The organism is Kitasatospora sp. NPDC004745 (genome assembly GCF_042873275.1).
Taxonomy (GTDB): Bacteria; Actinomycetota; Actinomycetes; order Streptomycetales; family Streptomycetaceae; genus Kitasatospora.
Genome location: NZ_JBIALK010000030.1, coordinates 50,383 through 63,193 on the forward strand (window position 1 = coordinate 50,383; position 12,811 = coordinate 63,193).

General features: G+C 70.8%; 9 protein-coding genes and 1 pseudogene. 1 reads left to right on the forward strand and 9 read right to left on the reverse strand.

The window, feature by feature from the left end; genetic code table 11:
• Positions 1-30: 30 nt before the first annotated feature.
• The 8 genes from ACFYUY_RS34000 to ACFYUY_RS34035 all read right to left on the reverse strand — a co-directional run bounded on the left by ACFYUY_RS34000 (position 31) and on the right by ACFYUY_RS34035 (position 10,552).
• Positions 31-1,014 (reverse strand): ABC transporter substrate-binding protein, encoded by a 984-nt coding sequence (locus ACFYUY_RS34000; RefSeq protein ID WP_387906394.1) that lies wholly within the window; start codon positions 1,012-1,014, stop codon positions 31-33.
• 446 nt (positions 1,015-1,460) lie between these two features.
• Entirely contained in the window at positions 1,461-3,017 is a 1,557-nt protein-coding gene (locus tag ACFYUY_RS34005; RefSeq protein WP_387906396.1) for an alpha-L-arabinofuranosidase B, read from the reverse strand.
• A gap of 247 nt (positions 3,018-3,264) precedes the next feature.
• Positions 3,265-3,423 carry a hypothetical protein gene (locus ACFYUY_RS34010; protein WP_387906399.1) on the reverse strand — a complete coding sequence of 53 codons (159 nt, stop codon included), beginning with the start codon at positions 3,421-3,423 and terminating at the stop codon, positions 3,265-3,267.
• Positions 3,424-3,505: 82 nt separating this feature from the next.
• Complete coding sequence (locus tag ACFYUY_RS34015) at positions 3,506-4,960, reverse strand: endo-1,4-beta-xylanase (RefSeq protein WP_387906402.1); 1,455 nt, start codon at positions 4,958-4,960, stop codon at positions 3,506-3,508.
• Between the two features lie 207 nt (positions 4,961-5,167).
• Positions 5,168-7,540 carry a glycoside hydrolase family 3 N-terminal domain-containing protein gene (locus ACFYUY_RS34020; protein ID WP_387906405.1) on the reverse strand — a complete coding sequence of 791 codons (2,373 nt, stop codon included), beginning with the start codon at positions 7,538-7,540 and terminating at the stop codon, positions 5,168-5,170.
• Positions 7,537-8,355 carry a carbohydrate ABC transporter permease gene (locus ACFYUY_RS34025; RefSeq protein WP_360212105.1) on the reverse strand — a complete coding sequence of 273 codons (819 nt, stop codon included), beginning with the start codon at positions 8,353-8,355 and terminating at the stop codon, positions 7,537-7,539. Before ACFYUY_RS34025 ends, ACFYUY_RS34020 begins: the two co-directional genes overlap by 4 nt.
• On the reverse strand, positions 8,355-9,290 hold the full coding sequence (locus ACFYUY_RS34030; protein WP_360212103.1) for a sugar ABC transporter permease: 936 nt from the start codon (positions 9,288-9,290) through the stop codon (positions 8,355-8,357). The genes ACFYUY_RS34025 and ACFYUY_RS34030 overlap by 1 nt, the downstream gene beginning before the upstream one ends.
• A gap of 11 nt (positions 9,291-9,301) precedes the next feature.
• On the reverse strand, positions 9,302-10,552 hold the full coding sequence (locus tag ACFYUY_RS34035; RefSeq protein ID WP_387906469.1) for an extracellular solute-binding protein: 1,251 nt from the start codon (positions 10,550-10,552) through the stop codon (positions 9,302-9,304).
• 153 nt (positions 10,553-10,705) lie between these two features.
• On the opposite strand from ACFYUY_RS34035, the pseudogene ACFYUY_RS34040 reads away from it, so the two are divergent.
• Positions 10,706-11,149, forward strand: a pseudogene (locus ACFYUY_RS34040) (substrate-binding domain-containing protein); the annotation flags it as partial.
• 85 nt (positions 11,150-11,234) lie between these two features.
• Here the strand turns inward: ACFYUY_RS34040 and ACFYUY_RS34045 are convergent.
• The gene (locus ACFYUY_RS34045; RefSeq protein ID WP_387906409.1) at positions 11,235-12,584 is read right to left on the reverse strand and encodes a PHB depolymerase family esterase; all 1,350 of its coding nucleotides are present in this window, start codon (positions 12,582-12,584) and stop codon (positions 11,235-11,237) included.
• Between the last annotated feature and the right edge of the window lie 227 nt (positions 12,585-12,811).

A 12,811-nucleotide genomic window follows, 5' to 3' on the forward strand; every position in this document is an offset into this window, starting at 1 on the left:
GCCGATCACTCCCCGGGCGGACGGGCCCGTTCAGTACTGGCGGGTCGGCAGCGCGGCAGCGGCCTGGTCCTGGGTGAAGACACCCTCCTGCGTCTTGATCCGCTTCGGCACCTGCTCGCCGGCCTTGACCTTCTTCACCAGGTCCATCAGCTGGTCGCCGAGGATGGGGTTGCACTCCACATCGACGTTGATCTTGCCCTGGGTCATCGCCGTGAAGGCGTCCTTGACCCCGTCCACCGAGATGACCCTGATGTCGGTGCCCGGCTTCTTGCCGGCCTCCTCGATCGCCTGGATGGCCCCCAGCGCCATGTCGTCGTTGTGCGCGTACAGCACGTCGATCTTCGGCTGGGCCTTCAGGAAGGCCTGCATGACCTCCTTGCCCTTCGCGCGGGTGAAGTCGCCGGTCTGCGAGGCCACCACCTTGAACTTCGCGTCCGCCTTGATCACGTCACCGAAGCCCGACTTGCGGTCGTTGGCCGGCGCCGAGCCGGTGGTGCCCTGCAGTTCGACGATGTTCACCTCGTCGGACTTGCCCTGGTACTCCTTCACCAGCCAGTCGCCGGCCTTCTTGCCCTCCTCGACGAAGTCCGAGCCGAGGAAGGAGACGTAGAGCGAGTCGTCCTTGGAGTCCACCGCGCGGTCGGTGAGGATCACCGGGATCCTGGCGTCCTTCGCCTCCTTCAGCACGGTGTCCCACCCCGACTCCACCACCGGCGAGAAGGCGATCACGTCGACCTTCTGCTGGATGAACGAGCGGATCGCCTTGATCTGGTTCTCCTGCTTCTGCTGCGCGTCGGAGAACTTCAGCTCGATGCCCGCCCTCTTCGCGGACTCCTGGACCGACTTGGTGTTCGCGGTGCGCCAGCCACTCTCCGCGCCGACCTGCGAGAAGCCCACGACGAGCTTGTGGCCGGCCCCCTTGTCGGCCGAGCCCCCGCCACCGCCGGACCCGCACGCGGTGAGGACGGTGACCATCGCACCGGCGACCAGGGCCGCCGCAGCTCTCTTGGACATGGTGGGACTTCCTCTCGGGATCGTCGATCGCGCGAAAACAGCACCGGCCCACATGAACGGGAGGTATCGGCACCGTTTCGCTCGAGACCGATTGTTAACGCTCACAATCGGAACCGGCAAGGCCCCCGGGCCCCGTTACCCAATCTTGACCGCCTCGCCCGCGGCAGCCCGACTGCTCGTCAATTCCGCCGCATACTCAGGAGTTGATCATCCGTCGGAGGAGGTTCCCGCCCCCGGGACCGCTCCGACCGCACCCCCTCGCCCCCTCGACAGGGCCATCCGACCGACCGGCCCCGGCCTCCGGACACGCGGCCTCGACGCCCGTTCCCCGCCACCGGCGGCGGGCGGAGATCGGGCACGCCACCGGCCCCGGGGGCGGCAGGGCAACGGCGGACGGGGGCGGACCCGCCCCTCGGGCCCCGCCCCCGTCCGCCGGGCGAGTCGGCTCAGCTCCAGGGCTGGGCGATCGTCCAGCTGGTGTCGTCGGCCCAACTGGTGGTGCTGTCCCAGCTGTTGGCGCCTCCGTTGGACGCCACGTAGGCGGTGTAGTCGTAGTGGCGGAGGTACTTCGTCGGGAAGTTGACGGACTGGAGGGAGGTGCCCGTCCCGCTGTTGCCCTTGGTCGGGCAGAAGGTGGCGTCCTGGGCGAAGGCACCCGCGCCGTCGTCGACGTTCAGGTACAGCTGGTAGTTGAAGTGGCGCAGGAACCGGCCGGGGCTGTCGGCGGACTCGAAGGACACGCAGGAGCTGTCGGCCAGGCCGGCGCGGACGATCCAGGTGGCGTCGGCCTTGTCGGTGGCCGAGCTGGAGGAGTTGAGGCTGGAGATGACGACCTTGGTGTCGGCGTCGTCGTGGCGCAGGTAGTGGGAGGTGCAGCAGGGCGCGGTGGTTGCCTGCAGGGAGATCCGGGAGCCGGGGGTGAGGGTTCCGGTGCCGGTCGAGCCGCTGGTGTAACCGGCGGCGGTGATGTTGGCCTGGACGGCGTTCTCGGTGGCGTCCGACGGGTAGCCCGAGGTCATCACGCCTTCGTAGAAGGTGCCCTGGGCCCACTTGCTGTTGTCGCCGCCGATGCCGAGGATGATCGCGCCCTGCTTCTTCATCGGGTTGTAGCCGCCGGCGGTGGGGCGCACGCCGTTGTAGAAGGTCGACAGGCCGCCCGACTGCGCGTCGCCACCGCGGATGGCCCACCGGTTCGGGCCGCCCTTGAGCATCGCGGTCAGGAACCGGCTGTCGACGCTGGGGTCACCCGCGTTGAAGCCGCGGTTGACGCCGGAGAACAGGCCGTTCTCCAGGTCGGCCATGACCCAGGGGCCGTTTCCGCTGCCCCAGCCCCAGCCCTTGCTGCTGCCGAAGTAGAGGGCCTCCATGGTGCCGTTGCCGTCGTCGTTGTTGCTCGTCTCGGCGTTGCCGTAGTCGAAGCAGCAGCCGCCGTTGACGTGCGTGCCGTCGAAGATCGCGTACATGCCCTCCGGCTGGTCACCGGTGGCGACGCCGGTGGTGTGGTTGTTCCGGTAACCCGTCCCGGGAGCCACGTAGACGCCGTATGCCTTGTGCCCGCCGACGGTGACCGGCGCCTCGAAGGCGTTGGCCAGGTCGTCCGGCCCACCGGCCGCCCCGCCGCCCGGCGCCTGGGTGAGGTGGTTGCCCTTACCGGACTGGTCGTAGATCACGGTGATGACGCAGCGGGTACCGGCGCAGAAGGCGTCCTGTGCGGCGGCGTCGGCGTAGCCGCCGGCGCCCAGCGGGCCGATGTCCCTGGTCGCGTTGTCCGTGCCGCGCCTGACCTGGTACAGCGGCCCGCCGTAGGAGCCGTACAGAGCGCGGGTGGTGCTGTGCGCGGCGACGCAGGGCGTCCTGCCGGCGGCGTAGATGTCGCAGGGCCCCTGGGTGGCGGCCTGCGAGGTGGTGGCGGTGCCGGTCAGGAAGCCGGCGGTGAGGGCGGCCGTCAGGGCGGCCCCCGGAACGGCCTTCCGGGCACGGCGGATCAACTGACGATACGTCATAACAGCTCCCTGCGCACGGGTGGGGGGAAGGGGAGTCTTGTTAACGCTAACAATCTGCGGCTGCACATGCGGGCATGCCGGGACGCGCACGGAGGTGAGCGTCCCCCGTCAAGCGACTCACCACTATCGCCACCCGCGGAGAAGGCGTCAAGACATCCCGCACGGACAACAGGCCTGCCTCATCGCACCCCTGGGCGGGATCCCGCACCCGGAGCCATGGACGTGACACCTGCCGGAAGGTCGGATGTCACACTTCTCGCACCCCCGGCAGCCCTGACGCGCCGAACTCGGACACCGCCTCGGCGACGAACCGGTGGCGGTTCATCCCGGCCGGCACCCGGCGCATCCGGAACGCGGGCAGCGGGCTCCTGCGCGGCGTGACGTCGATGTCGACCGCCGACGGCACCCGTCCTGGCAGCCCCTCGCCCCGCCGCACGGAGCGCCGGGGCGAAGGGGTGGTGGGTGTGGGGGCGAGCGGATCCGGCGGGTCAGGCCGCGCTGCAGGCGACCCCGTTGAGGCTGAACTGGCCGGCGGGGCCGGCGTTGCCGGTGTGGCTTGCCTGGAATCCGAAGGAGACCGAGCCGCCGGGGGCGATGGTGCCGTTGTAGCCGAGGCTCCGGGCGGTGACCCGGCCGGCGGCGGGGACGACCGCCGCGTTCCAGGCGCCGGTGATGGTCTGCCCGGCGGGCAGGGTGAAGGACAGCGCCCAGCCGTTGACGGCCCTGGAGCCGCTGTTGGTGACCGTCACGTTCTCGGTCAGGCCGGTGTTCCAGGCGTTGGGCTCGGCGGTCACCGCGCAGGCGACACCGTCGGTCGGATTCGGGGTGGGAGTCGGCGTGGGGGTCGGGCTCGGCGACGGGTTCGAGGCGGAGCCTCCGAGGGCGTCGACGGAGGCGTGGTAGGCGGGCTTCGGTTGGTAGGCGTTGTCGTACATGGTGCCGGCGCCCTCGCCGGGGAAGGTGCCGGGGATCCACGAGTCGGCGTCGCCGACGTCCCACTGGGTGAGGCCGACACAGCCCCTGACCGCCAGGCAGGTGGTGACCACGCTCGCGTAGTCGCGCGCCTGCTGGGCCAGTTTGCCGCTGTCCGGGGGCAGTTGCATCCGGTCGTCGAGCTCGGTGATGGCCACCTCCAGGCCGAGCGCGGTGAAACGCTCCAGGTTCGCCTTCAGGCTCGACGGAACCTGGCCGACGACGAAGTGCGCCTGGAAGCCGACACCGTCCAGCGGGACGCCCTGGCTCCTCAGCGACTTCGCCAGGTCGTACATCGCGTCGCTCTTCGCGTTCAGTCCCTCGATGTTGTAGTCGTTCAGGTAGAGCTTGGCGCCCGGATCGGCGGCCTTGGCGGTGCGCAGCGCGTCGGCGACGTAGCCGCTGCCCATCGCTCGGTGGAAGGGGTCGTCGCGGAAGGTGCCGTTCTCGTTGAAGGGCTCGTTCACCACGTCCCAGGAGTAGAGCTTGCCCTTGTAGTGGCCGGCCGTGGCGATGATGTGGTTGCGCATCGCGGCCTGCACCTGACTGCCCGGCAGGTTGTTCATCCAGGCGGGAAGCTGACTGTGCCAGACCAGGGTGTGGCCGCGCAGCTTCATCGCGTGGGCCTGCCCGAAGGCGACGATCCGGTCGCCGGGGCCGAAGTCGAAGCCGCCCGGCGAGGGCTCGACGGTCTCCCACTTCATCTCGTTGGTCGGGGTGAGCATGCCGAACTGGGCGCCCGCGACGGTGGTCAGGGCGGCGTTGTTCAGGTCGCCCTGACCGATCGCGGTGCCGAAGTAGACGCCCTTCGCCTCGGCGAGGGTGCGCAGACTGCCCGCCACCGCGCCGGCCTGCCCGGCGGGGAGGAGGGTGGCCGCGGCCACCACGGCGGCGGTGGCGGAGGCGGCCAGGGCGCCGAGGGCGCGGCGGGAGCGCCTCGGGTGGGGGGTGCGGAACGTGCGGACAGGCACCGGCGTGGTCCCTTCTCTTCTCGGGTGGGGAAAGAGCTGGACGTGCGGTGGAGCTGGGAGGGACAGGCCGGGCCACCACGACCCCGGTTCGAAACTTTCGACCGTACGACCGATCCGATCGGTGACCCTAGGGGCGCCCCGGCGGACCGTCAAGACCCGGGACCGACGGTGTCGGTGCCACCGGGGGGCAGCCGCGGCTCGAACCGGTCAGACCAGGCGGAATTCCGCGTGCAGGCGCCGGGTGTGGTCGACGACCCGCGCCGGCCCTTCCAGGCGGACCGTCGCGGTCAGCCGGACGTCGGTGCTGGACGCGGCGATCCGCAGCTCCAGCTCTCCCGGCTCCACGACGCGGCGGCCGGCACGCCCCGTGAAGGAGGCGAGGTCGGCCGGGACGGTGATCCGGACGCGGGTCCGCTTCCCCGGGTCGAGGCTGATCCGTTTGTACCCGATCAGCCGCTGCACCGGCTGGACCACGCTGGCTACGGGGTCGTGCAGGTAGAGCTGGACGGTCTCGCTGCCGCTGCGGTCCCCGGTGTTGCGCAGGGTGAAGGACAGTTCCACCGTCCCGTCCGTCGCAGCGACGGCCCCTTCCACCTCCAGGTCGGTCCAGCCGAAGGTGGTGTAGCCGATGCCGTGTCCGAATCCGAACGCGGGCGTCGGATCGGTGCTGGAGACCTCGCTCGGTCCGGCCAGGCGGGCCGCCAGGTAGGTCGAGGGCTGGACCCCGGGCCGGGCCGGAATGCCGATGGGCAGCCGGCCCGACGGGTTGGTCCGGCCGCTGAGCACGGCGCCGACCGCCTCGGCACCGGCCTCGCCCGGGAAGAAGGCCTGCACGACGGCCGCCGCCTCGGTCACGGCCCGGCCCAGGGCGTAGGGCCGCCCGGCCAGCAGTACCGCTACGACCGGCGTGCCGGTGTCCAGCAGGGCGTTCAGCAGCTGCTGCTGGACACCGGGCAGGTCGAGGGATTCGACGTCGCAGCCCTCACCGCTGGTGCCGCGGCCGAACAGTCCGGCCCGGTCCCCGAGGGCGACTATCACCACATCGGCCCACCCGGCCGCCTCCACGGCCTCGGCGAAGCCGGAGGTGTCGGCGCCGTCGATGTCGGCCCCGGGGACGGTCCGGATCTCGCCGCCGGGGAACTCCGTCGCCAACACCTGTCGCAGCGTGGGCAGTTCGATGCCGGCCGGGACCTCGGGGTGCTGGCTGCCCACGTGCACGGGGAACGAGTAGCACCCGAGGACGGAGGTCGGGGTGTCGGCGTTGGGGCCGATCAGCGCGATCAGTCGAGGCGCGCGCAGCGGCAGGGTGCCGTCGTTGGTCAGCAGGACGATCGCCCGTTCGGCGATCTCCCTGGCCAGGGCGCGGTTCTCCGCCCGGTCCAGGTCGATAGCGCCGCGCAGCGCCTGCGGGTCGTCCAGCCGGAGCCCGGCGAGCGCCGCGGGGACGGCGTCCCAGTCCTCGTCCAGCAGGCCGAGCCTGGCCTTCTGCGCCAGGACGCGGCGCAGCGCCCGGTCGACCAGCGCCTCGGGGACGGTGCCGTCCTCGACGGCGTGCAGCAGAGGCTCGCCGAAGGTCTGGACGGTGGGCAGTTCCACGTCGACGCCGCCGGCCAGGGCGAGCGACGCGGCCTCGGCCCAGTCGCCGGCGACGCCGTGCAGCACTTTGAGGAAGGCGATGCCGAAGTAGTCGGCGACCACCGTCCCTTCGAAGCCCCAGGTGTCCCGGAGCAGGCCGGTCAGCAGGGCTTCGTCGGCGGCGGACGGGATGCCGTCGGTGTCGGTGTAGGCGTGCATGACGGAGCCGGGCCGGCCGTCGCGCACGGCCATCTCGAACGGCGGCAGGATCACGTCGGCGCGTTCGCGGGGGCCCATGCCGACGGGGGCGAGGTTGCGTCCGGCGCGCGAGGCGGAGTAGCCCGCGAAGTGCTTGAGGGTGGCGACGATGCCCGCGGACTCCAGGCCCTGGACGTAGGCCGTGGCCACGGTGCCGACCAGGTACGGGTCCTCGCCGATGGTCTCCTCGACCCGGCCCCAGCGGGCGTCGCGGACCACGTCGAGGACCGGCGCCAGGCCCTGGTGGACACCGACGGCGCGCATGTCGCGGCCGATCGCGGCGGCCATCCGCCGGATCACCTCCGGGTCGAAGGTGGCGCCCCAGGAGAGCGGTACGGGGTAGGCGGTGGCGCCCCAGGCCGCGAAGCCGGCCAGGCACTCCTCGTGCGCGACGGCCGGTATCCCGAACCGGTTGGCGGCGGCGATGCGCTGCTGGCTGCGGGCGAGCGAGAGCGCGCCGAGCGCCGGGTCGACGGGGGCGGTGCCGAAGGGGCGGGTCAGCTGGCCCAGCCCGGACGGCAGCAGGTCGTCCAGGTCGGGCGGTTCCTCCATGTCGTGCTGGTGCGGGGCGACCTCCCCGCCCTCGTCGGAGGCACCGACCCAGACGCCGACGAGCTGGGCGAGCTTCTCCCGCGGCGTCATCTCGGCGATCAGGGCGTCCGCGCGCTCCTCGGGGCCGAGGGCGCGGTCCCGCCATCGAACGGTCCGGTCCGCGGACGGGGTGGCGGGGTTCAGGTGGCCGGTCATTTTCCTCCGACGCCCATCAGGCCCTGGATCAGGGCCCGCCGGGCGAACAGGTAGACGACGAAGATCGGGAGCATCGACAGCACCACGGCGCTGAGCAGACCGGGCACGTCGACGCCGTGCTCGGTCTGGAAGTCGTACAGGCCGAGCGTGATGACCTTGGTGCTGTCCGACTGGGTGAGGATCAGCGGGAACAGGAAGCCGTTCCACGCCTGCAGGGCGGCGAAGACCACGACGGACGACAGGCCGCCCTTCGACAACGGCACCACCAGCTGCCAGAACACCCGCCAGGGGGTCGCGCCGTCCATGGCCATGGCCTCGTAGAGCTCGCCGGTGATGTCCCGCATGGCGCCCGTGAGGACGAGCGTGCACACCGGCAGGCAGAAGGCCGCGGTGGGCAGGATGACGCCGAGCAGGTTGTCGTACAGTCCGGCCTTGCTGATGACGTAGAACATCGGCACGATCACGGCCTGCGCCGGGATCGCCAGACCCAGCAGGAAGATCCGGAAGACCGTGGCGATGGTCCTGCCCCGGGCCCGCACGATCGCGTAGGCGAGCGGGGGCACGACCAGCAGCACGATCGCCACCACGCACACGGTGACCAGGAGGGTGTTGAGGAAGTCCCGGCCGAAGCCGTTGGAGAAGTCGTCGACGTAGTTCTGCACGGTCAGCTCGGAGGGGAAGGTGAGCGGCCCCTGCGAGGAGTAGTCGGCGCGGGTGCGGAACGTCGAGATCAGCAGGACGTAGAGGGGGAAGCCGACCAGCAGGAGCCACAGCGAGGAGCCGAGCCCGGCGAGGAGGTTGGGGCGCCGTCGCATCACAGTCCCTCCGTGGTGCCGCGCATCCTGTCGTAGCCGGACAGCCGCACGACGGCGAGCGAGATCAGGGTGGCCACCAGCACGAGGACCAGGGCGATGGCCGAGCCCGCGCCGAAGTCGAAGCTCCTGAACGCCTGCCGGTACATGTGGAAGGCGCTGTTGGTGGTGTCGGTGCCGGGGCCGCCCTGGGTGAGGATCAGCACGGTGTCGAAAGTGGTGAGGCCGCCGACCAGCATCAGGATCACCGAGGTGATCATGGTGTTGCGCAGGTGCGGCAGGGTGATGTGGAAGAACTGCCGCACCTTGCCCGCGCCGTCGATCGACGCCGCCTGGTAGAGCACCTGCGGGATCGCCCGTGCCCCGCCCTGGTAAAGCAGGGCGTGCATCGGCGTCCACTGCCACATGCCGACGAAGGTGAGCACCGCGACGGCACCGGTCTGGCTCCCCATCAGATTGCCGTCGCCGAAGAGCCACTCCAGCTGCGAGGGCACCCCGAAGTTCGGGTCCAGGATCGCTCGCCAGACCACCGAGACGGCGGTCGCGGACAGCAGCAGGGGGACGAAGAAGATCGCGGACAGCACGGCGCGATTGCGCTGGTGGCCCGCCGCCCACACGCCGAGCAGGATGCTCACCGGGGTCTGCACGACCGCCCCGGCCGAGGTCAGCACCAGGGTCAGCCGGATGCTCTGCGTCATCACCGGGTCGTGCAGCAGCCCGGTCCAGTTGGCGAGGCCGTTGAACCGGGGGGCGTCGACGCCGTTCCAGCTGGTGAAGGAGAGCACCGCGACCAGCACCAACGGCACGATCGCGAAGAGCAGGAAGAAGATGGTGGCGGGCACCGCCCAGACGAGACCAGGGCGGGTCACCCCGACCCCGGTCCGGACCTCCGCCCGGAGGCGGCGGCCGGACCGGGAGGGGAAGGAGAGAGCACTCATCGCGACTCGTCTCAGGAGGCGGGGAGGGCCTGCATGGCCTTGACGAAGCCGTCCACGTCGAGCTTGCCGTCGAAGAACTGCTGGACGGCGGTGTGGATCGGCGTGTTGGCGGCAGGCGGGTACGCCTGGTCCCAGGACAGCTGGAACGACGGGGCGGCCTTGACCAGGTCGTACTGGTACTTCGAGTAGCCGGGGTCGGCAGCGGTGCCGAGGAACTGCTCGGTGTTGGTGGTGGTCGGCAGGTTGCCGATCGCCAGCTGCGCCTTCACGAACTCCTCGGAGTACATCAGCTTCAGAAAGGCCGCCGCTGCCTCGGGGTGCTTGCTCTTCTTCAGCACCGAGTAGAAGTTGTTGGTGTTGCCGACCACGTTGGCCGGGTCCCCCTTGCCACCGGCGATGCCCGGGAAACCGCTGTACCCGAGCCGGCTCCTGGCGAAGTCGGGATTGCCGTCCTGCTGGGTGGCGTACTCCCACGAGCCCATCAGCTCGAAGGCCGCCCTGCCCTTGGCCAGCAGGGCCGGGGAACCGCCGTCGGTGAACTTGACCGAGTCGAAGTTCGACCCGAAGGCGCCGGCGTCGACCAGCTGCTTGAGCATGCCCAGGGCCTTCCCGGCGTCCTCGCTCTCCCAGGCTCTCCTGTCGCCGGACAGCGCCTTCTGGAACAGCTCGGGGCCCGCGACACGGTCGAAGACGTACTCGAACCACATCAGCGTCGGCCACTGGTCGCCGCCGCCGAGGGCGAAGGGGGTGACGCCCTTGGCCTTGAGCGTCTGGACGGCGCCCAGCAGCTCGTCCCAGGTCCTCGGGACGCTCAGGCCGGTGTCGGCCAGCACCTTCTTGTTGTGGAAGAGGAGCACGGGCTGGGTGCCGCGCATCGGGACGCCGTAGGACTTGCCGTCGATCACCGCGGTGGCGAACACCGACGGCAGGAAGTTGCTCTTCAGCCCCGGGTCCGCGGCGATCATGTCGTCCAGCGGGAGCAGGAGGCCGGACTTCACGTAGGGCTGGATGCTGCCGCCGCCCCAGTTGAAGAAGACGTCCGGCGTCTGGGGCGTGTTGATGACGGTGTTGAGCTTGGCCTGGTAGTCCGCGCCGGGGATGGTGTCCAGCACGGCCTTGACCTTCGACGTCTTGTTGAAGGTCTCGACGATCTGCTTCTCGACCGTGTTGCCGGCGTCCCCGTAGACCAGCACGTGGATCGTGCCGGAGGCCCCGCCGGCGGCGGAGGAACCGGTGCTGCCGCAGGCGCTCGTCCCGAGCAGGGCCGACGTCAGACCGAGTGCCACAGCTAAAGCGCGTTTCTTCACAGGAGCCTCCAGAAAGTTTCGGGCTGTACGTCGAAAACTTCGCTTGCCCGGGACGGTAGGTTGCGGGGATGTTTCGGGTCAACCCCTCCTGCCGAGGGTGACGGAACGGTCGTCTCCAGCCTGCCGCCCGGACTCAAGCGCCAACTGCGCGCGCGCTCCGCCCCGTTCGCGATCATCGACCCGGCGGGCGACCCCGATCCGGACGTGCCCTCGGTGGGCTCGGCCAACTGGGCCGGCGGTCTCGCCGCCGCCCGGCACCTGATCGAACTCGGCCACCGGCGCATCGCCATCGTCACCGGCCCCGAGGACATGCTCTGTTCCCTGGCCCGGCTGGACGGCTACCGCTCCGCGATGTCCGTGGCCGGGCTCGGCACCACTCCCGAGCTGACGGCCTTCGGCGACGTCCACGCCGAAGGTGGATTCACCCAGGCCGAGCGGCTGTTGGAGCTCCCCGACCGTCCCACCGCGATCTCCGCCGGCAGCGACCTGCAGGCGCTCGGCGTCACCCAGTGGCCACGCGCTCCGCCCTGGTCACCCGGTCACCCGCTCGCCGGAGATACCAGAGATGCGATGGACCCCGGAAGGACTCGGCGCGCCGGCCGCCCCTCCGGGCGCTCTGACCGGTGCCCACCCGTTCTCATCCCAAGGTCCACTGCTGGTTCCGGCCGCCGCCGCAGGTCCACAACTGGACCGGGGTGCCGTCGGTGGTCGCCAGGCCGGCCACGTCCAGGCAGAGTCCCGACTGCGCCCCGGTGATGGTGCCGTTGGAGTTCAGCTGCCACTGCTGGTTGGCCTGGCCGCTGCAGGCCCAGACGATGACGGCGGTGCCGGGCGTGGTGCCGCGCCCCGCGGCGTCCAGGCACAGCGTGCTGCCGCCCACGGTCACGGTCAGCCGGCCACCGGACGTCCTGGTCCAGGTCTGGTCGGCGGCACCGGTGCAGGCGTGGATCTGCTGCTGCCTCCCCGACGCGGCGCCTGCGCCCGTCAGGCACTTGCCGGCGTCCACCGCACGCAGCGCGCCGGTCGTACCGCCACCGGAGGATCCGGCCGCGAGGCCCATGAAGCGGATCGCCTCGGCGGCCATCGTGGAGCCCTTGACCGGGAGTTCGTGCCCGGCGCCGGCGAGGCTGTACGCCTCCACCTGGGTGACGCCGGCGCCGTTGTCGTACCGGGTGCGGGTCCAGTCGGCGACCGGGCTGTCCGTGGCCGACGGGGTCTGGCTCACGCCCAGGACGTCGGTCCACTGCTTGACCTCCTCGCCGAGGTCGTTGTGGCTCAGGATGGCGTCGGCGGTTCCGTGCCAGAGTTGCACCCGCGGACGCCGCCCGGTGTAGCCGGGATAGCCGGTGCTGCGCACCAGACCTCCCCACTGCTGCGGGGTCCTGGAGGTCTGGCCCTGGGCGCAGGCCGAGTTCCAGCCGCGGACCGAGCCGGTGTAGAAGCAGTGGTAGGGCACTCCCATGAACGCCGCGCCCGCCTTGAACACATCGGGGTAGTCGGCGAGCATCACGTTCGTCATCATTCCGCCCGACGACTGCCCGGTCACGTACACGGCGTTGGCGTTGCCGCCGTAGTGCTGCTCCGTGTAGGTGATCATCGACATCAGGCCGACCGGGTCGCTGCCGCCGTTGCGGGTCAGCGCCTGGTCGGAGGAGACGTCCCAGCAGCTCCCGCCGGGGTTGGTCGAGGGGTAGATGACGAGGAATCCGTACCGGTCGGCCAGCGAAGCGAAGTCGGTACTCGAGTACAGGTAGGGGCCGCTCCCCTGACACCCGTGCAACGCCAGCAGGATCGGCGGGTCGGCCTTGACACTCGCCGGCACGTACAGGTTCATCACCAGCCCGGTCGGATTGGTGCCGAAGTTCGTGATCCGGGTCAGCGACGCCGCGGCCGCCCGGGGGGCGGTCTGCAGGCTCAGGCCCATCGCGAGGCAGAGCACGGCGATGACGCCGAGCAGCCGGGCGACGAGCGGGCGGGATCGGGGCATGGGACCTCTCCGTCTGGATTGCCAGATCGCGAGGAGGTTCCGGCGCCCACCGCGGAACAACACCACCGATGGTCGCGCCGGTCCGCCCCTGCCGTCAACGGCCCCCGCGCCGGGCGCATGCCGGAGCGCGCGGGTGCCCGTGGCCGGGAACGGTCCGACAGGGCACCCGTCAACACCCTTTCCTGCCCGTGGTGTTGACAAGCCGCACGAGGTTGCTGGAGATTTCC

Bases quoted from the DNA above. Each gene is read 5' to 3' on its own strand.
- ACFYUY_RS34000 (WP_387906394.1), bottom strand. From the start codon at position 1,014: ATGTCCAAGAGAGCTGCGGCGGCCCTGGTCGCCGGTGCGATGGTCACC.
- ACFYUY_RS34005 (WP_387906396.1), bottom strand. From the start codon at position 3,017: ATGACGTATCGTCAGTTGATCCGCCGTGCCCGGAAGGCCGTTCCGGGG.
- ACFYUY_RS34020 (WP_387906405.1), bottom strand. From the start codon at position 7,540: ATGACCGGCCACCTGAACCCCGCCACCCCGTCCGCGGACCGGACCGTT.
- ACFYUY_RS34025 (WP_360212105.1), bottom strand. From the start codon at position 8,355: ATGCGACGGCGCCCCAACCTCCTCGCCGGGCTCGGCTCCTCGCTGTGG.
- ACFYUY_RS34030 (WP_360212103.1), bottom strand. From the start codon at position 9,290: ATGAGTGCTCTCTCCTTCCCCTCCCGGTCCGGCCGCCGCCTCCGGGCG.
- ACFYUY_RS34045 (WP_387906409.1), bottom strand. From the start codon at position 12,584: ATGCCCCGATCCCGCCCGCTCGTCGCCCGGCTGCTCGGCGTCATCGCC.